Below are 18,605 nucleotides of genomic sequence, written 5' to 3' on the forward strand. Positions count from 1 at the left end.
TGGTCCTGTTGGGGCGCTTGGCGCGATTAAGGAAATCAGGTTCTGCGGTGCACATGTACAGCGCAGGGGGCATGACGAACAACGCGTGACGCTGTCGATCCCAGAAAGTAGTCGCTTAGATCCGGTTTATGCGAACCTATGACAATGCAGTCCACATTGTTGCTGGTCGCGTAGTCAATGATGGTGCGGGCGGTGTGCCCTTTGATGATTTCGGCTTTCACACCATCCAGCCCGTCAACTTTTTGCAACAAGGCCTGCCTCGCGCGCTCGAACCCTTCGGCTACTGCGGATTTGTCCAGATAGGCGCTGACCGATCCCTGTGGCATTTCGTAGACATGCAAGCCGATGACCTCGGCCCCGTTTTCGGACAAGGCACGCGCGACTTCCAGCGTATGCTGTGAAATGCCGTGATCCAAAGCCATCGGGACCAGAATTTTCTTATACATGGTGGCCTCCAGTTCTGTCAGGTTTATCCCCAGGGTCTCAGGATAATCTTCGGTGCGGCTACAGAGCCAGAGCGGATATCGCGAAACGCCTGCGCGCCATCGGCCAGTGCACGCTCATCAACCCAATTCAGGGCGCCAAGACGGCCGTCAAAGATCGCCTGAGCCGTGTCGCGGAAATCCTGCGCGGTGTAGGTGTAGGTTCCGATAAAGGTGATCTCCTGCAAGGTCATGCGACGCACGTCCAGACCTCTGGCATCTTCACCCAATCCGACATGCGCGATCACGCCACCCGGCGCGGCCAGGGCCGAAGCGACCGACCGTGTCGCGGCATATCCAACAGCATCAATGACCAACGGGAAAGACCCATTGGGCGCATCCACAAGTGCAAAACTTTCGATTTCCGCCAGATAAGTCCGGCGCAACGCGTTTGGTTCCGCGATTGTAACGTCTTCAATACCCTGCGCCCGCAGGGCCAAGGCCGCCGCAAGGCCAATAGCCCCTCCGCCAATCACCAAGGCGCGGCGGTCCATCGCAGAATGCTGAGCCTCGATCCCCAGTCTGACTGCGTGCCAGCTTACCGCCAGAGGTTCGGCCAGCGCAGCCTTGGCGAAAGGGACATCATCGGGCACGTCGACAAGATTTCTGCCTGGCATCGAGACATATTGCGCGAACGCCCCTTCGCGCGGTGGCATCGAGATGATCTGGCGGTCCGGGCACAGATTCTCGCGACCCGCCCGACATGCCGCGCATTGGCCACAGGTTACCAGCGGGTTGATCGTCACCCGGTCACCGGCGCGGATACCATCAGCTATGACACCGGCTGCCTCGTGCCCGAGGATCAGGGGCGCTGGGCGACGTGCATCATGGCCCAGATAGGCGTGCATGTCCGATCCGCAGATGCCAACCGCCTCGACCCGGATCAGGTGTTCCGATGCGCCCGGTTCGGCATTCGGCACATCGTCAAAAACCATGTGTTCAACACCTTTGTAAACCAGAGCCTTCATTTGGCAGTAAACCCTCCGTCAACCATCAGAACCTGTCCCGTGACATAGTCAGATGCCCGAGAGCATAAGAACAGGATCGGCCCGTCGATATCCTGCATCCGCCCATTGCGTCCGATACAGGTTTGCGCGGCGTTCCGTTCCGCGCGCTTGGGGTCGTCGAACACAGCCTGCGTCAGTTCGGTGGGAAAGAACCCCGGTCCGATGGCGTTGGCGTTTATGCCAAAGGGCGACCACGCCTCGGCCATGGCGCGTGTCAACTGCCCGATCCCCGCCTTGGACGCGCCATAGGCGATACCACCTGGAAAAGCGCGCGTTGTTTGCAGCGAGGCGAAATTGACAATTCGCCCCCACCCCTTTTCCTTCATTGTCGGCACCATGGCTTGGCTAAGGAAGAACGGTGCGCTGAGGTTCAGGGCAAGCGTGGCATCCCACCCCTCAGGAGTAACATCATCCGCAGCCTCACGCGTGTTCACCCCAGCCGCATGGACCAGTATGTCCGGAGGGCCAAACTTGGAAGCGACGGCCTGTGTCAACGCATTTACCCCATCTCGATCTGCAACGTCTGCAACAACCGTTGCAGCGCGCGTGCCAATCTCGGCCTGCATCTGCGCCAATGCCTCGCTGCGCCGGGCTATACCGACAACACGCGCACCTGCTGCGGCAAGAGTCCGTGCCACTTGCTGCCCAAGTCCCGAGCTGGCACCGGTGATACACGCCACCCGGCCAGTCAGGTCAAACAATGAGCGCGGGTCATCCATCGGCGGTCAAGTCGAATTGCTCGTCCGGGAAATACTTTGCAAGACGCACATCTGCGGCACGGGCGTGACCTTCCATTCCTTCCAACCGCGATATCCGCGCGGTCGCTTCGGCAATGGGCTTCGACCCTTCGCGCGTGGCCTTCTGCCACGTCACAATCTTCATGTATTTATGGACACTCAGCCCGCCAGTATAGCTGGCCGCGCCCGAGGTTGGCAGAACATGGTTCGTACCGGTCGCTTTATCTCCGTATGACACGGTTGTTTCCTCGCCCAGAAACAGCGATCCGTAACAGGTCAGCCGTTCCAGCCACCAATCCAGATCCTCAGCCTGAACCGTTAGATGCTCAGGTGCGTATTCGTCGGAACAGGCGGCCATCTCTTCGCGGTTGGAACAGACGATAACCTCAGCATAATCGCGCCATGCGGCCGAGGCGTTTTCGCGGTTCAGTTCCGGCAGATCTGCGATCAGCGCAGGCACCAGTTCCATCACCTTTTGCGCAAGGTCGCGATCATCGGTGACCAGCCAGACCGGCGAGTTGTATCCGTGCTCGGCCTGACTGACCAAATCGGTGGCGACGACATGCGCATCGGCGGACTGATCGGCAAGGATCAAACTGTCGGTCGGACCTGCGATCATGTCGATACCAACCTTGCCGTAAAGGATGCGCTTGGCTTCGGCCACGAACTGATTGCCGGGGCCCACAAGGATGTTGGCGCGCGGTAGACCAAACAGGCCGTAGGTCATGGCGGCAACACCCTGCACGCCCCCCATGGCCAGAATGCTGTCGGCCCCGCAGATATGCGCCGCATAAACGATGGCAGGCGCGACCCCTTCGCCGGGACGCGGGGGCGAGCAGGCCGTGATGTGGCGACATCCGGCAACTTTCGCGGTGGTCACTGTCATAATCGCACTGGCGATGTGGCTGTATCGCCCCCCTGGCACGTAACACCCTGCAGCATCCACTGGAATTGCCTTCTGCCCAGCAACGAAGCCCGGAACGATCTCGGTCTGAACGTCAGATACGGTCGCTTTCTGCGTCTCGGCAAAGCGCCGCACATTGTCGTGGGCGAAACGGATGTCGGCCTTCAGCTTTTCGGAAACTTTTGCACAGGCGGCCTCAATCTCAGCCGGGGTCAGCAAGACATTCCCTTCGTACTTGTCGAACTTGGCGGCGTATTCTCTTGCCTTTGCATCACCGCCCGCCTCGATATCGGTCAGAATTGTCTTCACCGTATCATGCACCTCTGAGGCGTGTGATTGAGCCGTTAAAGTTGCCTTTTTTAGATATTCACGAGGCATGTTCAGCAGGTCCTATTGGTAGATTTCAGGTAGCAATGTTGTCGACACGGCTGGCACGTAGGCGATCAGGATCACCACGATCAGCATGGTCAATACGAAAGGCACGGCTCGGGCGGCAATCTTCAGAATGGATTCACCGGTAATGCCAGATACGACGAACAGGTTCAGCCCCAGCGGCGGGGTGATAAAACCCACTCCCAGCGCGGTGATCATCATGATGCAGAACTGGATCTCGTTCATGCCGATATTGTCAGCCAGTGGTTTCAGGATCGGTGCCAGGATCACGATATTCGGTGTCGTCTCCATGACGCAGCCCGCTGCGATCAGGATGCCGATCATCAGCAGGATCAGCAGATACGGATCGTCTGTCAGCGAGGTCACCGAAGTGACAAACCCTTGCGGAACGCCCATGATCGCCAGCGCCTCGGCCAGCGGTGCCGAAAAGGCGATGATCGGCAGGATCACCCCGTTCACCTTGGCAGAACTGACCAGCATCGACGGAAAGTCGGCCAGTGTCAGTGTACGCAAGATGAAGCCCATGATGATGGTGACGACAACAGCCGTGGCACCAGCCTCAGTCGGCGTCAGGCGCCCCGAGAAGATACCGTAAAAGATAATCCCCGGTACGATAAAGGCATACCAGCCGGACCTGAGCGCCTTGCCCAGATTGGCCAACCATTCCCCCATGGTCATCATGCCGCCGCCTTCGTATGCATATAGGCGGTTCATGATGATGTTGGTGATCAGGATCGAGACCAGGATAGCCAGACCCGGGATCAGAGCGGCCAGAAAAAGCGTTGATGCGGAGATGCCCAGCACAAGGCCGATGATGATATAGGCGATTGAGGGCGGTATCAGGATGCCTGTGCAGGCACCGGCCGCGACCAGAGCACAGGCGTAGGGGCGCGGATACCCGCTTTCCACCAACCGGTTGATGGTCATCCGACCCACCGCAGCAGCCCCCGCAGCATCCGACCCCGAAATCGCGGCAAACATTCCGCAGACCAGCACCGTGGCCGATCCAAAGCCCCCCTTGGCGAAGCATGTCAAAGCCTCGGCAACATCCAGAAACTTGCGTGACAACCCTGTCCGAACCAAAACATCCCCGGTCAGGATAAACAAGGGCACAGCAGTCAGGGCAAAAGCGTCGATGCCAGTAAACAGGCTCTCTCCGACAAGGCTGAGCGGAAGGTCACCGGACATGATCAGCATTACGATCGCAGCCGTTCCAATGGCCGCCCAAACCGGTACGGCCAAAGCGATCAGGGCAACAAACAGGATCACCGGCAGATAAAAATCCCAGCCCAGTTCAACGGTTTGATTGAGGGAGTTCCAAAGCATCCGGTCTCTCCTCAGTCAAACAGTTTGTCGCCTTCGAAGACGGGCGTGCCGTCGCGAAGGCATTTCAGATCGCGTAACAGGGATTGGATCAGCCGCCAGATCATCAGGGCAAACCCGGTCGGCACAGCCATCAGGAACCAAACCTTGGAAATTCGCAAACCGTCCGTAACGGAACCAAACTTGGCCGAAACGTGAACCGCTTCATACGACCAGTAGAGTGCGATGATCGCCACCATGAACATCACCAGATCGCCGAAGATATAAAGCAGTGCTTTGGGGCGCGGCCCGACGTAGTGCATGATCACGTCGATCCGGATATGGGCGCGCTCTTTCACCGCGGCAGCCGCACCGATCCAGGCAAGGTAGATAAAGGAATACCGTACGATTTCTTCGCCCCAGATCGAGGAATAGGCGAATATCTCGCGCCGCAGCACCTCGATGGCCATGGTGATCACCAGCATCACGTAGAACACCAGCAGCAACCAGCGTTCGGCGTTTCGGTCAATGTTCTGAAGAACGGTCATCTGATCCTCCGGCGATGGAACAGCCAAGTCCGCACCTGCCTTGACGGGCCACTGTCGGCCGCGCAGTACAAGATCGTGGACGCCCGCAGGCGCCCACGGGTTTCACCTTAGGCGTCGTGGACGTAGTATTTGCCCTGCGTACCAGCCGCTTCGACCAGCTTCTCAAAGTTGTCCATCGAACCGGCCAGTTCCGTCTTGAACGGATCCCATTCCGAACGCTGATACCCACCGGCATCCTGCCATTCCGCCAGCTGATCATCGCTGAGCGAATGGAATTCAACACCAGCTTTGTTCAACTCGGCCATGGCATAGGCGCGGGCCGACGGAACTTTGGACAGGTTCTGATGCCCGGTCATCTCGGCACCCCACATGATGCCTTCCTGCACGTCTGCAGGCATCGAGTTGAACCACTCCAGATTACAGGAATACACTTGGCTGTCCGGAACGGCTTGCGTGAAGGTCACATGGCTAAGGATGTCCTTGAAACCGAAAACATAAAGCGCCCCGACCGACGGATCGAGCGCGTCGGCAACACCCTGCTTGATCGCCGAAGGTGTTTCACCCCATGCCACAGGCGTCGGGTTGGCACCGACCATACGATAGTATTGTTGCAGCATCTTCGATCCGGGAACACGGAACTTGATCCCACTCATGTCGCCCGGGGTTATGACCGCATTGCCACCCTGCCGGACAGCGACAACACGCGGATCGATATTCACATAGAACAAGGCCTTGAAGCCTGCCGCCTCGACCTTGGGGTGGACTTCGCTTTTCCACGTGTCCGAATGGACAAGGTTGGTGAAGCGCTGGTTCGATCCGCACAGATACGGCATGTTGATCAGGTCGACCGTGGACGCGAAAGGTGCAAAATTCGACAGCGAGTGCTGCGCGGCCTGAATGGTTCCACCCTGTACTTTCTGCACCAGCGCGCCGCCTGCGCCAAGCTGGCCGCCGGGGGCCAATTTGACATAGACCTTGCCGTTGGTAGCATTCTGGATGTTTTCCTTCAGGTCCAGCTGCATGATCGGATAGCTGCGCGACGCGCCCAGCACGTAGGCTGTAGCCACCGTCATAACGTGGTCTGCGGCCTTTTCGCGCTCACTCTCTTCTTTTGCGGTTTGCGCGGCAGCCTCGGAAGACCACAAAACACCCCCTGCTCCAGCAACCAATGCGGCCGTGAACGCGCCACTCGCGCTCAGCTTCAGAAAGTTGCGACGTTCTGTTGACGTCAGTTCAATCTCGTCGTTGTTCATGAATTGCCCTCCCAAGCAAAAGTTCAGCTGCCGTCTGTTGCGTTTCGGTCAGCTTCCTTTTTCAGAATCGCGACAACGAACAAAATCGACGCCGCGAACAGAACCAACATCTCTCCTACGTCACCAAGAAACGCGCGGCCTGCGAAAGCACCCAAAGCAACGTTGGCGAAATAGATCGCGAAAACGACGACAGATGCAGCAAGGACCATTTCCGGGACTCCCGTTCAGAATCGGCTCAACACCTTTGTAAGCGCTTACATCAATATTGCAAGCGCTTACATTGGTGCTTTCATCATTTGAAAAATGCGATTAACTTAAGCCAACTGGAATTGAGAGTTCGAGAATGTCAAAACATCGGTCTGCTCCGACACTGGATGACGTTGCCAAGGCCGCGGGTGTTTCGACCGCGACAGTGTCCCGGTGTCTGAACAACCCGCAACAAGTTGTTGAAGCAACGCGCAAGCGTGTCCTGTCGACGGTCGAGGAATTGGGGTACACGCCAAATTTCGCGGCCCGCGTGATGGCGGCCAAGCGGTCATTTACCATTGGCGCCATCATCCCCACCATGGAAAACGCGATATTCGCAAGGGGGTTGCAGGCGTTTCAGGAAGAGATACATCAGCGTGGTTACACGCTGCTGGTCTCCAGTTCAGCCTATGAGCCCGAAGCGGAAAAGGATCAGATCCGAACCCTGGTCGCACGGGGTGCGGATGGGCTGTTATTGATCGGTCATGACAGGGACGCAGATATTTACGATTATCTGGACAGACGGAAAGTGCCCGCGCTGGTTGCCTGGTCCTTTCTGCCGGATAAACCTGTGCCGTCAGTTGGGTTCGACAACCGCAAGGCCATGAAAGCGCTGGCAGACCAGATCATCAGACAGGGACATACGCGTCTTGCGACGATATCGGGTATCAGTTCGGGTAATGACCGGGCGCGGCTCAGGATCGCTGGGATAAAAAGCGCCATGGCTGAACACGGCCTGCAGCCGGATGACCTAATGGTGATCGAAACCACGTATGAATTCGAAAATGGCGCGACGGCATTCAGGGATCTCATGGCGACTGACATGCCGCCGACCGCAGTTTTGTGCGGAAACGATGTTCTGGCAGTCGGCGCATTGAGGCAGGCGCAGAAAATGGGGCTCCGAGTGCCCGAAGACGTGTCGGTTACAGGCTTTGACGACATCGAAATCGCGCGCATTGTCAGCCCTGCCCTGACAACGGTTCACGTGCCCCACCGTGAAATGGGTCAAAAGGCTGCGCAGGAGTTGATACGAATGATCGAAACGAACTCTGCGGGCCAGTCTTTGGAGCTTTTGACCCATTTGGTCACCCGAGACTCCTTGCTTGACCGCATTCCTTAAGGCTCAGAAAGTTCGGCGGTTCATTGCGTGTAAAAGGCGCACCGGTCTACGATTCAGTGTGACGATCCGCTTTCATTGACCTGAGTCAAAGCACGCAAAGTGACCACATAGTGAAGTACGAATATATCAACGGGCCCGACGCTCACCTGCCTGACCCCAAGCAAATTTACCGGTGATCAGTACTTCAACGGCGCGAAGGTTTCACTCCACGGGCGCGGCAAATGCGAGGCGCGCTCTTCTGCCGACTACGCTCTGGCTTCTCGGGACCAACCGCACGTCAGTCACTCATATGATCGAGGCAACGGGACCAAGCATAGAAACTTTAATGTCAAACCAAGACACGCAACGCATTCCAATTGGCGGATAGATGATGTCCATCGTTGAACAAAAGACACCAAAGCTGCGGCGGGCGCTGACGACCCCGCTGCTCACGCTCTATGGGCTTGGGGTAACCGTGGGCGCTGGAATTTACGTGCTTGTTGGTGCGACGGCCGGGATAGCGGGCCCGTATGCCGCTGTTTCGTTCCTGATTGCCGCGCTTGTTGTTGCGCTGACTGCCCTGTCCTACGCAGAACTGGCAACCCGATATCCTGTGAGTGCGGGTGAAGCCGCTTATGTCGAAGCAGGGTTTCAGAAAAGCTGGATGGCCGTTCTGGTTGGTCTCGCGGTGGCCGCCTCGGGCATCATCTCGGCCTCGGCCGTGGCTATCGGGGCCGCGTCGTACCTTCAAACGCTTACAGGTTTAGGCATTTCAAGTCTGACAATCGGTGTAGTTCTGATCATGGGGCTGATCGCCCTATGGGGGATCACGCAGTCGGTAATGGTGGCGGCAGTCATTACCATCATAGAGATCAGCGGGCTACTTGTCGTTATTGGTTGGGGCCTGTCCCTTCCTGAGCCTCAGGGCTATGCGCTCACCCAGATGGTTCCCGGGCTGGACCCAAACGCCTGGAGAGGGATTTTGGCCGCTTCGCTTCTGGCGTTTTTCGCCTTCGTGGGTTTCGAGGACATGGCAAATGTCGCTGAAGAAGTTAAAGACCCCGCCGGAACAATCCCGAAAGCGATCCTGTTGACGCTTGTTCTGGCCACGGTCTTGTATCTTGGTACGTCCATGACTGTTCTGTATGTGGTGCCGATCGATGTCCTTTCGACGTCCGCCGCACCGCTGGCCCTGATTTTTACGGACGCGCCCGAGGTTATCCAGCAGGGGTTTTCGACCATTGCCATCGTAGCCACGATCAATGGTGTTCTGATCCAGATGATCATGGCATCCCGCGTGATTTACGGGCTCGCGGATCGGGATCATTTGCCTAAGTTTCTGGCTACGGTATCTCAGGTCACTCAGACGCCAACGGTAGCGACAATCATGGTCACGGCGATAATCCTGTTGCTGACCCAAACGCTTCCAATCGCCATTCTGGCCGAGCGCACGTCGCAAATTGTTCTGGGGGTCTTTGTGCTGGTCAATCTTTCACTGATCCTTTTGAAGACCCGGGCTGAAACCGATGAACCGCAGTTCCGCGTGCCTCTTGTTGTTCCCCTCTTTGGGGTGGTGACCAGTTTGTTGCTTTTTGCGTCCGCGTTTCTGTAAGCCTGTATCATTGGGTCAAGGAAATCCTGCGATGCGATTTACGTGAACATGACCACTGACCAGCCTTCTACAGGAGCGCCGCTTTCTGCATGGTGGCAAAGAACCTTTGTTGATCTGGCGCGACAGATGCGATGGTCCTACCTGCCACCGCTCATGGTCTACTTTGCCGCCGGGGTTTCTGGCCTGACATCGGTCGTCGGCGCTTTTTTTCTTAAGGACTATCTTAACCTATCCGCTTCCTTTGTAGCCGGGTTGGCGTTTTGGGCCGGGCTTCCCTGGATCTTGAAAATGCCACTGGGTCATATCGTTGATCTGTTTTGGCGGTGGAAGTCATTGCTGATCCTATTGGGGGCAACCCTGATCACCTTGTCCCTGCTCACCATGTACGGGCTTGTGGCCTTTCCCGGACATATGGTTGATGTCATACCGCTGGAACACTGGTATATCATTGCCCTGCTCTTGGCGCCTTCCGGCTATGCCATTCAGGATGTCGTCGCCGACGCGATGACGGTCGAGGCCGTTCCAAAGATCAATCCCCACGGGCAGCCGTTTTCGCCCGAGGAAACCCGTGCGCAGCATACAACAATGCAAACACTGGGCAGGATCGCCATTTTCTCGGGATTCGCAGCCGTAGCCGCGGTCAATATCTGGGTGTTCTCGGGAACCGAGGGCATGCAGAAATCAGACCGTCTTGCATTGTATGGCAACGTCTATCTGATCGCGCTTGTCATTCCCCTGTTGTCCGTCAGCGGTGTGGTTTTGCACGGTTTGATACAGCGTCAACATCTTCGCCTAGGTCATCCCCCGCATACTCCTGACGAAACCACCGAGGTCAAATGGCCAATCCTGCTGGGCGGTCTCGCCTTTGTTGTACTGAGTATCGTGTTGGGAACATCGAATTTCCAACTCGCCCAGGAAACTATTTTTGTAGTCTCACTGAGTGTGATCTTGTACCTGATGTCGCGCTTGGTGAAGGAACTGAACCCAAATCAGGCAAAGGCTCTGATTGGTACGGCGATAATCATTTTCGTGTTTCGTGCGGTTCCTTTGCCCGGGCCGGGGCTGACCTGGTTCGAAATCGACGAGTTGGGGTTTGACGAGCAGTTCCTGGCAATCCTGGCGCTTCTGACGTCCCTGCTTGCACTGGTCGGGCTCATCGTTCTGAGACCGTTTATGGCCAACCGCTCGATTGCGCAGGTCGTTATCATTCTGACCATCGCGTCGGGGGTCCTCGCCCTGCCCAACCTTGCGCTGTATTACGGCGTGCATGAATGGACATCTGCGCATACCGGCGGGATCGTAGACGCGAGGTTCATTGCAATCCTCGACACCGCAGTTGAATCCCCGCTGGGTCAAATCGCGATGGTTCCGATGCTGGCCTGGATCGCACGTAATGCTCCTGTGCATCTGAAGGCAACTTTTTTTGCCGTCATGGCGTCATTCACCAACATGGCCTTGTCGGCCAGCAGTTTGGCAACGAAATACCTGAACCAGATTTTCGTGGTGTCGCGCGCAGTAACCGACCCGGAAACCGGTGTCGTCACATCGATTGCCGATTACGGCCAACTTGGACACCTGTTGATCGCCGTGGCCCTGATTTCTGTGATCGTTCCGTTGACGGTCGTATTCTTTGTTCAAAAATCGCCTTTCCAGACCAGTGATTGATCACTGGCTGACAGTTTCATTCAGCAAGGTTTTCAGGTGCAAAACCGGAACCCCGATGTTTGAACCCCCGAACTCTGGCAGGATCGCGGCGTTAATCGCGACCACCTCTCCCTTGCGGTTCAGGGCCGGCCCTCCGCTTCCTCCTGACGTTGTTTCTGCGTCGTAAACGACTGCACCCGGGCTTGTCTGCGCCACGATTCCTCGGCTGGCGAGAGGTTGAACCTGGTTTTGCGCAGATAACCGTGCGGCGATCGTCCAGAAATTGACGGACCCGTCTTTCTCGAGCGTTTTCAGAAATTCCGGCCCCGCCTGCGCAATTAACGCTTTCAGGCCAGTAGGATACCCCAGAAGAAAGACTTCGTCACCGCTGCGAGGAAGGTCATCGGCCAGTCGTAATCCCAGCCCCTCGATACGGTTTGGATCAACCGACAAAAGCGCCAGATCAGCGGTCTCACTGAACCGGTCCAAAGTGGCCTCGATCGGGTCGGCCTGACCTGGCAGATAGGCCAGCAACCGCAGCATCTCGGCCTCAAGACCTGCGTTTTTCAGTGCCTGAGCCTTGTCGCCGGATGTCCAGGGCAAGGCAACGTGGCGGTTGGTGGCCAACCGCGGTGTACCCTCCAGCAGAAATCCGGTGCCTGTGAACTGGAACTCTGCGGGCTCACCTGTTGCCTCCGGTTCGATCCAGGGTTGACCGAAGGGTGTTTGCAACTTCTCTCCGTTTGGCCCCAACACATGGCGCAGCAGTTTACCGCTTTCGATATGACGTAATCCGTAGGCGCCCTGAATGAAAGCCACGGATTGAGTAGAGGCGGTGATAACCCGGGTGGACGCCCCCGCGCGCTGTTCAAGGGTACCCAACCGCTGCTCGGTTGATATCAGCTGGTTCTGAAAGGCATCCCTCAACGCCACAAGGTCTTCTGGAGTCAGCACATCTTCCCGCGTCTGGCTAAGCATGGCCGACACCGCTTCGATCTTGCGGGCTTCCTGTTGCAGGCTGTCGGCCAGTCTCCGGTCGTTTTGATAAAGCAGGAACAGCAGACCTGCGATCAGCGCAATCGCGGCAACCACCGTAATCCTGAAGAACATAGTGGTTTGAGAAACAAGCCGTCGCCCACTCTCACGCAGCGCACCCGACATTCTTTGGGCAAAGGGCCGGCGACTTGACCGCGCATAAGCATAGGCGTCGCTCAGGATATCCTCGACCGTATGACGGATGGGAAACCTCTGAGTACATATGCGGTATCGGGAGATCGGGCCCAATTCGCCAAACTCGATCATGTCGCCGTGTTTCAGCGTTGCCGACACAATCTTGTGGCCATTGACCCAGATGTCTTGCCCTGCCAGCGCGTTGAGCACATAGCCCCCCTCGGACCACTGAAGCGTTGCGATATCTTCGTCATGGGGTGGTGTGTTGTCTTTCAGGCGCAGACCTAGCGCACGGCCTTCGCCAACAGAAACAGTCAATGCGCTGTCAACAAGCCAGGAAACCGTTCCACGGGACGGGCCGGTCAGGCTCTCCAGAAAGGCATGAACATCACCTGCGCAAGGCTCTTGGGGTGTACTCGTGCCGGTCTGATCAATTTCCCGCATAGTTGGGCTCTGCTCAACAGTGATGGGGTCACTCTATCATAAGACGCCCGGAATCCTACCAATCGCGAGAGGGATGCCCAAAACCGGAAATATCCACTGGCACAAGTCAATTTGGTGGAACGTCCCGATACGACCCCCATGCCTGCCGGAGCAGGCCTTCACCGGAAATCGCCGTCTGACCTGAAAGTTCTGGAGCGGGTAGCGGGAATCGAACCCGCGCGTTCAGCTTGGGAAGCTGACAGGCTACCATTACATCATACCCGCCGCACCCCTGAGATATAACCAGAGTTCCCTGACACGCAAGCCGGATCGTTTCAGGTTGCCCGGAAAAAGTCACTCGGTCCGCGCACGAAGACTGTCGATCAGCGAGTCATCTACATCCAAAGCCTGGATGGCCGCCTCAAGCGTGCGGCTGTCCAGATGTTGCGGGTTCAGATCGACCCCGGCTGAAAAGGCTTTGACAATGGCCTTCATGGCGCTGATGCGCGCGTATCTTTTGTTATTGGCCGGTATCACGTGCCACGGTGCCAGATCGGTCGACGTCCGGGCCAGCATTTCATCCACGGCGATCTCGGTATCATCCCATTTCTCGCGATTCCTGAAATCCTCGTATGTCAATTTCCAGCGCTTCAACGGGTTTCTTAGTCGTTCAGTAAACCGCTGCATCTGTTCATCTTCAGAGATGTGGAAGAACAGCTTGACGATCCGGGCACCATCGTCGACCAGCATGCGTTCGAAATCGTTGATTTCCTGATAAGCAGCGCGCCAGCGTGTTTCCGGGGTCAGGTTCTCGATCCTCTCGACCAACACGCGCCCGTACCAGCTGCGGTCGAAAGCGGATATCGCTCCGGACGGTGGCAAACGTTCCCAAAACCGCAGCAGGTAATGCCGGTTGAGGTAGTAGTTCCGGGGCGCCCCAATTGGCCAGACCTTAAAGCTGCGCGGGTCCAGAGCCTGGCTGATCCTGCGAATGGTTCCCCCCTTGCCTGCCGCATCCCAACCCTCGAACACCAGCACACCCTTGAGCCCGTGAAACAGATACGCTTGTTGAATCCTGGCCAGCTTGGCCTGAAGATCAATCAGTTGCTCGAAATACTCCTTTTTGCCCAACCGCTTGGTCAGATCCGCTTCTGAGAGTTTCGGGGGGTGATGTTTACGCATGGTGCCACCTGATCGTTGCGTCCCGGATCAGGATATCCTGAACCCTTGCGCAAAATCGACATTGATCAGAGTCAAACGAAAAAGGCCGGGCACAGTGCCCGGCCTTAGCTGTCTTTGTTGATGTAATCAGGCGCGGCGACGACGGCCACCGCCGCGACGACCACCGGCTGCGCCACCGGCCTCGTCAGGTGATTTGTTGAACCTGATCCACTCCCCACCATGCGGGTCGTTGTTGGTCAGCAGGTTGGCGGCGCGGATGGCCTCCATCTCCTTACCGGCGCGCGGCTTTGTGGAGCCCAAGCCGAACATCTGAACGAACGCCTCGTCATCCATGCCTTCGGGCAGGATGATGCCAGCTGCGGCAACGGCTTCTTTTTTCTCGGCAATTTTTGCCTGCGTCACTGGCAGAGCCACCGGGTTCATGATCGCCGAGGTCATGCCGGCACCCATTGCCATCGGCAGGAAGGCATTGTTGATGCCGTGGCGGTTCGGCAGACCGAACGAGATGTTGGACGCGCCACAGGTGGTGTTAACGCCCAGCTCCTCGCGCAGGCGACGGACCAGAGCAAACACCTGCTGACCGGCAGTTGCCATCGCACCGATCGGCATGACCAGCGGATCAACAACGATGTCGTGCGCAGGGATGCCGAAATCAGCGGCACGTTCAACGATCTTTTTGGCCACTTCGAAACGGACATCGGGGTCTTCCGAGATGCCTGTGTCGTCGTTCGAGATTGCCACAACAGGAACATTGTATTTTTTGACCAGCGGCAGAACCAGTTCCAGACGCTCTTCCTCACCTGTGACCGAGTTCAGCAGCGGGCGACCTTCCGCCGCCTCAAGACCCGCTTCCAGAGCACCGGGAACCGACGAGTCGATACACAGCGGAACTTCAACCAGACCCTGCACCAGCTCAACGATCTTGCGCATAAGCGGCGGTTCGGTCTCGTTCGGGTTTGGGTTCGAGTTGTAGACGACGCCCGCATTGATATCCAGAACGGTTGCGCCCGCCATCACCTGTGCCAGCGCATCTTTCTCAACCGTCGAGAAATCGCCTGCTTCCAGTTCGGCCGCCAGCTTTTTCCGACCGGTCGGGTTGATCCGCTCGCCGATCACGCAGAACGGTTCGTCAAAGCCCAGAACGGCGGTTTTTGTTTTTGATTCTACGACTGTACGGGTCATGTCCGTTCCTTAGGAGTTTGCAGGCTGCGCCGAGGCGCCGCCATTATTGATCGCCCAGTTGGCGTTGGTTTTGATCCCGCCCAGCGGGAAGAAGTGCACGTTGGTGATGTTGAAATCCGGGTTGGCCGCCTTGTGGTTGGCCAATTCAGTCACAACATCATTCGGCTCATAGGGCAGCAGAAGCTTCGACACATCCATGGCGCGCTTTTGCAGAACTTTCAGCGACGGGCCGACGCCGCAGGCAATTGCGAACTTGATAAGGGTCTGCAGTTTGGCCGGACCGGCGATACCGATGTGGATGGGCAGGTCGATACCCGCCTCTTTCAGACTATCTGCCCAGGCGATGATCGGTTTGGCATCGAAGGCAAACTGGGTTGCCAGCGCCATCTCGGCATCCGTGGTCTCGTTGAATTTCTGTTTCCAGCGCAGGGCGTCATCGACATTCTTGGTGGACCCATCGGGATCGATATCCTTGTTCCCCTCGGGGTGACCGGCAACATGAAGACGTTTGAACCCTGCCTTGTCGAACAGACCGGTTTCCATCAGCTGCATGGAACTGTCGAAATCGCCATGCGGCTTTGTCACGCCACCGGCCAGCAACAGCGCCTGTTCGACGCCCGCCTCGCCCTGGTACATCGAGATCCAGTTTTCCAACGTCGCCGCATCCTTGATGATCCGCGCCGGGAAGTGGGGCATGACAGGATAGCCTTCGGCTGCAATCCGCTTGGCTGTCTTGACCATATCTTCAATCGGGGTGCCTTCGATATGGGCAATGTAGACGCGTGTGCCTTCGGGCAGCAGCGCGCGGAAATCCTCGACCTTTTCGGCGGTCCGCGGCATGACCTCGATCGAATAGCCTTGCAGGAAGGCTTCGACGGTCGGGTTCACAGGGCTGTTTTCGACCACATCACGTTTCTTGAAGTTCAGCAAAGCCATTGAGGCCTCCCATTAAGATCCGGGCTTATGCCCAACCGTCATTTGCGATCAGCGCTTTGATGCGGTTCTGATCGTATTCCTTTTCCAGACGCAGGGCCTCGGCCTCGGCTACTTCTGCCGGGTCGCCATCAACCGCAAAAGGCTCGGCCTTGCGCCATTCGGCCAGATAGGCATCACTGTCCTTGGCGTTTACCTTCATGGCGGCGCGGTCGATGGCTTGCTCGAACCGTTCTTCCAATTGCCGCTTCGCGCCGCGACGGCCTTTGCCGACGATGACCTGAGCGGGAATGTCGCGCCAGTACACGATGGTGACGTCAGGCATTACTGTGATTCCTCCTAACCCGATGGGCCGGTTCTAAACTTCAATGTGGGGATGGGTCGGTCGGTTTTCGACACCCGGCGCTTTTCAAGCGACGTTTTCGCCCACGGTGGCGTGGCGGGGTTTTAACCCGTCTCGCGGCGAAAACGCATACCAAAATTCTCATTGTCACTATGAGAGCGCTGCATAATGAACAAAAAGCCCCGGACGGCATGACCCGCCCGAGGCTTGATTCAGCGCGTCTTGCCAGGGTTAACCGACCAGCCCGCCGTCTTGACGAGTAACCGCAATAATGGCTGAACGTGGAACCGAGTTACCACCGTCGGGCCAGTGGCTGTTGCCGTCTTCACCGGGGTGCTGAATACCAACAAACATGGTGCGGCGATCCGGCGACCAGCTGAGCCCAGTGATCTCACACTCGTTCGGGCCAACCAGAAAACGACGGATTTCACCGGTAACCGGGTCGCCTGCCAGCATCTGGTTATTCCCCTGCCCTTCGAAGTCGCCCTCGTTGCTGTATTTGCCGTCGGTCTGGATCCACAGCAGGCCGTTGCTGTCAAACTTCAGCCCATCGGGCGAGTTGAACATGTTGTCGGCGTTGACATTGTCCGAACCGCCATACGCATCCTGATGCACGGTCGGGTTTCCGGCCAGTACATACAGGTCCCATCCGAAACCCGATGCGCCATGGTCTCCGCCTTCAGGACGCCAGCGCACGATCTGACCGTATTTGTTCGACTCGCGCGGATTCGGCCCGTTGACCGAAGTGTCGTCGCCACCGGCATTCGGTTTCACACCGCGGTTCTTGTTGTTGGTCAGGCAGCAATAGACCTCGGGCGCGTTCGGATTGGCTGCAACCCATTCCGGGCGATCCATAGTGGTCGCGCCCACGGCCGACGCTGCCTGTCGCGTATGGATGCAGATTTCGGCCTGCGACGTCATACCAGTTGTTTCGGGGGTCAGGTCCAGCCACTCACCAGTCCCGTCGTCGTTGAACTTTGCAACCGACAACGTACCGTTCTCAAGCAGCGCTTTCGTATCCACACCAGCGGCATAAACACCTTCCGAGACGAAGCGATACAGGAACTCACCCCGTTCATCATCACCCATGTAGACGACGACGCGACCGTCATTGTTCACAATGGCCTCGGCGTTTTCATGCTTGATCCGACCAAGCGCAGTCAGCTTGCGAGGCGTCGAGGCCGGATCGGTTGGGTCGATTTCGACAACATAGCCAGCGCGGTTCGGCTCGTTGGGGTTTTTCGAGACATCGAAACGCTCGTCAATTCCGGCCCATCCGTATCCCCAGTCCTTGGTCGAAACGCCATAGCGCTGAAGTTCGGCGCTGACCTCGTGGTTTTCGTCTTCAGCCGAGAAGTAGCCGTTGAAATTCTCTTCACAGGCCAAATACGTCCCCCATGGGGTCATGCCGTTGCCACAGTTGTTCCAGGTGCCCTTAGTGGCGGTTCCCGTCGGATCAGCGTGAGTTTTCAGCAGATCATGGCCCGCAGCAGGTCCTGTCAGTGACATGTCTGTCTGCGGCGTGATGCGGCGGTTATACGGGCTATCCTTAACAATGCCCCACTTGCCATCGGTAGCTGCAATCTCGACCACCGTCACACCATGCGCCATCATGCCTTTGGCAACATCGTCATCCGAGGCGGCTTTGGCATCCGGATTGTTTCCCCAAAGGATATCGCGATTGGTATATTCGTTGTTCACGACCAGCAGAACGTGCCCCTCGTGCAGAAACACATCCTGTCCGTCGGTGTTGTCACCGAATGCACGCTCCTGACTGGCGGCAGTTCCACGGGTTGCCGGATCGAATTCGGGCGCATCAGACCAAAGCGGATCGCCCCAGCGCACCAACACCTCGGCCTTGTAGCCCTGCGGCACGATGACGTCGTCGGCAGTTGACGCCGGAATCGCCTCGAACGCAAAACGATCTGCGGCTGCGCGCGCACCAGTCGGAAGCAGCGACCCAGCCAAAGCCGTGAAACTTCCCGTCGCCAATACGCCGCCCAGAAATCCCCGACGTGACAGGGCACGCTCAACGACGCGGTCAAACTCACATTCTTCGGGGCGCGGGTTCACCATTTCATCGAATTCGTCAAAGGTCAGGACACGTTCATCTTTCATGGCAGGCTCCGTCTGCGGCTAATTGCG

The 18,605-nt window shown here is 57.3% G+C and carries 17 protein-coding genes and 1 tRNA gene; 3 read left to right on the plus strand and 15 right to left on the minus strand.

Annotation, left to right across the window (positions count from 1 at the left end; translation table 11 throughout):
- Positions 1 to 35: 35 nt before the first annotated feature.
- The 8 genes from ACR0ES_RS01915 to ACR0ES_RS01950 all read right to left on the minus strand — a co-directional run bounded on the left by ACR0ES_RS01915 (position 36) and on the right by ACR0ES_RS01950 (position 6,835).
- Positions 36 to 446 (minus strand): universal stress protein, encoded by a 411-nt coding sequence (locus ACR0ES_RS01915; RefSeq protein WP_209503875.1) that lies wholly within the window; start codon positions 444 to 446, stop codon positions 36 to 38.
- 23 nt (positions 447 to 469) lie between these two features.
- Positions 470 to 1,450 carry an alcohol dehydrogenase catalytic domain-containing protein gene (locus tag ACR0ES_RS01920; protein ID WP_480772722.1) on the minus strand — a complete coding sequence of 327 codons (981 nt, stop codon included), beginning with the start codon at positions 1,448 to 1,450 and terminating at the stop codon, positions 470 to 472.
- Positions 1,447 to 2,208 carry an SDR family NAD(P)-dependent oxidoreductase gene (locus ACR0ES_RS01925; protein WP_480869308.1) on the minus strand — a complete coding sequence of 254 codons (762 nt, stop codon included), beginning with the start codon at positions 2,206 to 2,208 and terminating at the stop codon, positions 1,447 to 1,449. The genes ACR0ES_RS01920 and ACR0ES_RS01925 overlap by 4 nt, the downstream gene beginning before the upstream one ends.
- A complete protein-coding gene (gene hisD, locus ACR0ES_RS01930; protein WP_480869309.1) occupies positions 2,201 to 3,508 on the minus strand; it encodes a histidinol dehydrogenase in 1,308 nt (435 codons plus the stop codon). The genes ACR0ES_RS01925 and hisD overlap by 8 nt, the downstream gene beginning before the upstream one ends.
- 12 nt (positions 3,509 to 3,520) lie before the next feature.
- Positions 3,521 to 4,849 (minus strand): TRAP transporter large permease, encoded by a 1,329-nt coding sequence (locus ACR0ES_RS01935; RefSeq protein ID WP_267366028.1) that lies wholly within the window; start codon positions 4,847 to 4,849, stop codon positions 3,521 to 3,523.
- An 11-nt stretch (positions 4,850 to 4,860) separates the two neighbouring features.
- Positions 4,861 to 5,373 (minus strand): TRAP transporter small permease, encoded by a 513-nt coding sequence (locus ACR0ES_RS01940; protein ID WP_480505117.1) that lies wholly within the window; start codon positions 5,371 to 5,373, stop codon positions 4,861 to 4,863.
- A gap of 107 nt (positions 5,374 to 5,480) precedes the next feature.
- The gene (locus ACR0ES_RS01945) at positions 5,481 to 6,626 is read right to left on the minus strand and encodes a TRAP transporter substrate-binding protein (protein WP_480772724.1); all 1,146 of its coding nucleotides are present in this window, start codon (positions 6,624 to 6,626) and stop codon (positions 5,481 to 5,483) included.
- A gap of 23 nt (positions 6,627 to 6,649) precedes the next feature.
- Positions 6,650 to 6,835 (minus strand): hypothetical protein, encoded by a 186-nt coding sequence (locus tag ACR0ES_RS01950; RefSeq protein WP_267366030.1) that lies wholly within the window; start codon positions 6,833 to 6,835, stop codon positions 6,650 to 6,652.
- A gap of 134 nt (positions 6,836 to 6,969) precedes the next feature.
- Between ACR0ES_RS01950 and ACR0ES_RS01955 the strand changes: the two genes are divergently transcribed.
- From ACR0ES_RS01955 to ACR0ES_RS01965, 3 genes are all read left to right on the plus strand, one after another.
- Complete coding sequence (locus tag ACR0ES_RS01955; protein WP_480772725.1) at positions 6,970 to 7,992, plus strand: LacI family DNA-binding transcriptional regulator; 1,023 nt, start codon at positions 6,970 to 6,972, stop codon at positions 7,990 to 7,992.
- A 370-nt stretch (positions 7,993 to 8,362) separates the two neighbouring features.
- A complete protein-coding gene (locus tag ACR0ES_RS01960) occupies positions 8,363 to 9,583 on the plus strand; it encodes an APC family permease (RefSeq protein WP_480869311.1) in 1,221 nt (406 codons plus the stop codon).
- A 48-nt stretch (positions 9,584 to 9,631) separates the two neighbouring features.
- Positions 9,632 to 11,248 (plus strand): MFS transporter, encoded by a 1,617-nt coding sequence (locus ACR0ES_RS01965; protein ID WP_480869661.1) that lies wholly within the window; start codon positions 9,632 to 9,634, stop codon positions 11,246 to 11,248.
- Here ACR0ES_RS01965 and ACR0ES_RS01970 read toward each other — a convergent pair whose 3' ends face one another.
- The 7 genes from ACR0ES_RS01970 to ACR0ES_RS02000 form a co-directional block, all read right to left on the minus strand.
- Positions 11,249 to 12,841, minus strand: a complete 1,593-nt coding sequence (locus ACR0ES_RS01970) for a trypsin-like peptidase domain-containing protein (RefSeq protein WP_480869313.1) — start codon at positions 12,839 to 12,841, stop codon at positions 11,249 to 11,251.
- A 190-nt stretch (positions 12,842 to 13,031) separates the two neighbouring features.
- A tRNA-Gly gene (locus tag ACR0ES_RS01975) sits at positions 13,032 to 13,105 on the minus strand.
- Between the two features lie 69 nt (positions 13,106 to 13,174).
- The gene (locus ACR0ES_RS01980) at positions 13,175 to 14,002 is read right to left on the minus strand and encodes a polyphosphate kinase 2 family protein (RefSeq protein WP_267365940.1); all 828 of its coding nucleotides are present in this window, start codon (positions 14,000 to 14,002) and stop codon (positions 13,175 to 13,177) included.
- Between the two features lie 126 nt (positions 14,003 to 14,128).
- On the minus strand, positions 14,129 to 15,184 hold the full coding sequence (locus ACR0ES_RS01985) for a methyltetrahydrofolate cobalamin methyltransferase (RefSeq protein WP_480545562.1): 1,056 nt from the start codon (positions 15,182 to 15,184) through the stop codon (positions 14,129 to 14,131).
- A gap of 9 nt (positions 15,185 to 15,193) precedes the next feature.
- Positions 15,194 to 16,120 (minus strand): methylenetetrahydrofolate reductase, encoded by a 927-nt coding sequence (locus ACR0ES_RS01990; RefSeq protein WP_267365938.1) that lies wholly within the window; start codon positions 16,118 to 16,120, stop codon positions 15,194 to 15,196.
- Between the two features lie 25 nt (positions 16,121 to 16,145).
- Positions 16,146 to 16,442, minus strand: coding sequence for a virulence factor (locus tag ACR0ES_RS01995; RefSeq protein WP_480869315.1), 297 nt, complete (start codon positions 16,440 to 16,442; stop codon positions 16,146 to 16,148).
- A 249-nt stretch (positions 16,443 to 16,691) separates the two neighbouring features.
- Positions 16,692 to 18,578 carry a PhoX family protein gene (locus tag ACR0ES_RS02000; RefSeq protein ID WP_480869317.1) on the minus strand — a complete coding sequence of 629 codons (1,887 nt, stop codon included), beginning with the start codon at positions 18,576 to 18,578 and terminating at the stop codon, positions 16,692 to 16,694.
- Between the last annotated feature and the right edge of the window lie 27 nt (positions 18,579 to 18,605).

The organism is Ruegeria sp. N7 (genome assembly GCF_056531345.1).

Coding starts and splice junctions, on each gene's coding strand:
- ACR0ES_RS01940 (WP_480505117.1), bottom strand. CDS start 5,373: ATGACCGTTCTTCAGAACATTGACCGAAACGCCGAACGCTGGTTGCTG.
- hisD (WP_480869309.1), bottom strand. CDS start 3,508: ATGCCTCGTGAATATCTAAAAAAGGCAACTTTAACGGCTCAATCACAC.
- ACR0ES_RS01950 (WP_267366030.1), bottom strand. CDS start 6,835: ATGGTCCTTGCTGCATCTGTCGTCGTTTTCGCGATCTATTTCGCCAAC.
- ACR0ES_RS01970 (WP_480869313.1), bottom strand. CDS start 12,841: ATGCGGGAAATTGATCAGACCGGCACGAGTACACCCCAAGAGCCTTGC.
- ACR0ES_RS01935 (WP_267366028.1), bottom strand. CDS start 4,849: ATGCTTTGGAACTCCCTCAATCAAACCGTTGAACTGGGCTGGGATTTT.
- ACR0ES_RS01955 (WP_480772725.1), top strand. CDS start 6,970: ATGTCAAAACATCGGTCTGCTCCGACACTGGATGACGTTGCCAAGGCC.
- ACR0ES_RS01980 (WP_267365940.1), bottom strand. CDS start 14,002: ATGCGTAAACATCACCCCCCGAAACTCTCAGAAGCGGATCTGACCAAG.
- ACR0ES_RS01960 (WP_480869311.1), top strand. CDS start 8,363: ATGTCCATCGTTGAACAAAAGACACCAAAGCTGCGGCGGGCGCTGACG.
- ACR0ES_RS01915 (WP_209503875.1), bottom strand. CDS start 446: ATGTATAAGAAAATTCTGGTCCCGATGGCTTTGGATCACGGCATTTCA.
- ACR0ES_RS01925 (WP_480869308.1), bottom strand. CDS start 2,208: ATGGATGACCCGCGCTCATTGTTTGACCTGACTGGCCGGGTGGCGTGT.
- ACR0ES_RS01965 (WP_480869661.1), top strand. CDS start 9,632: ATGACCACTGACCAGCCTTCTACAGGAGCGCCGCTTTCTGCATGGTGG.
- ACR0ES_RS01990 (WP_267365938.1), bottom strand. CDS start 16,120: ATGGCTTTGCTGAACTTCAAGAAACGTGATGTGGTCGAAAACAGCCCT.
- ACR0ES_RS02000 (WP_480869317.1), bottom strand. CDS start 18,578: ATGAAAGATGAACGTGTCCTGACCTTTGACGAATTCGATGAAATGGTG.
- ACR0ES_RS01945 (WP_480772724.1), bottom strand. CDS start 6,626: ATGAACAACGACGAGATTGAACTGACGTCAACAGAACGTCGCAACTTT.
- ACR0ES_RS01995 (WP_480869315.1), bottom strand. CDS start 16,442: ATGCCTGACGTCACCATCGTGTACTGGCGCGACATTCCCGCTCAGGTC.
- ACR0ES_RS01985 (WP_480545562.1), bottom strand. CDS start 15,184: ATGACCCGTACAGTCGTAGAATCAAAAACAAAAACCGCCGTTCTGGGC.
- ACR0ES_RS01920 (WP_480772722.1), bottom strand. CDS start 1,450: ATGAAGGCTCTGGTTTACAAAGGTGTTGAACACATGGTTTTTGACGAT.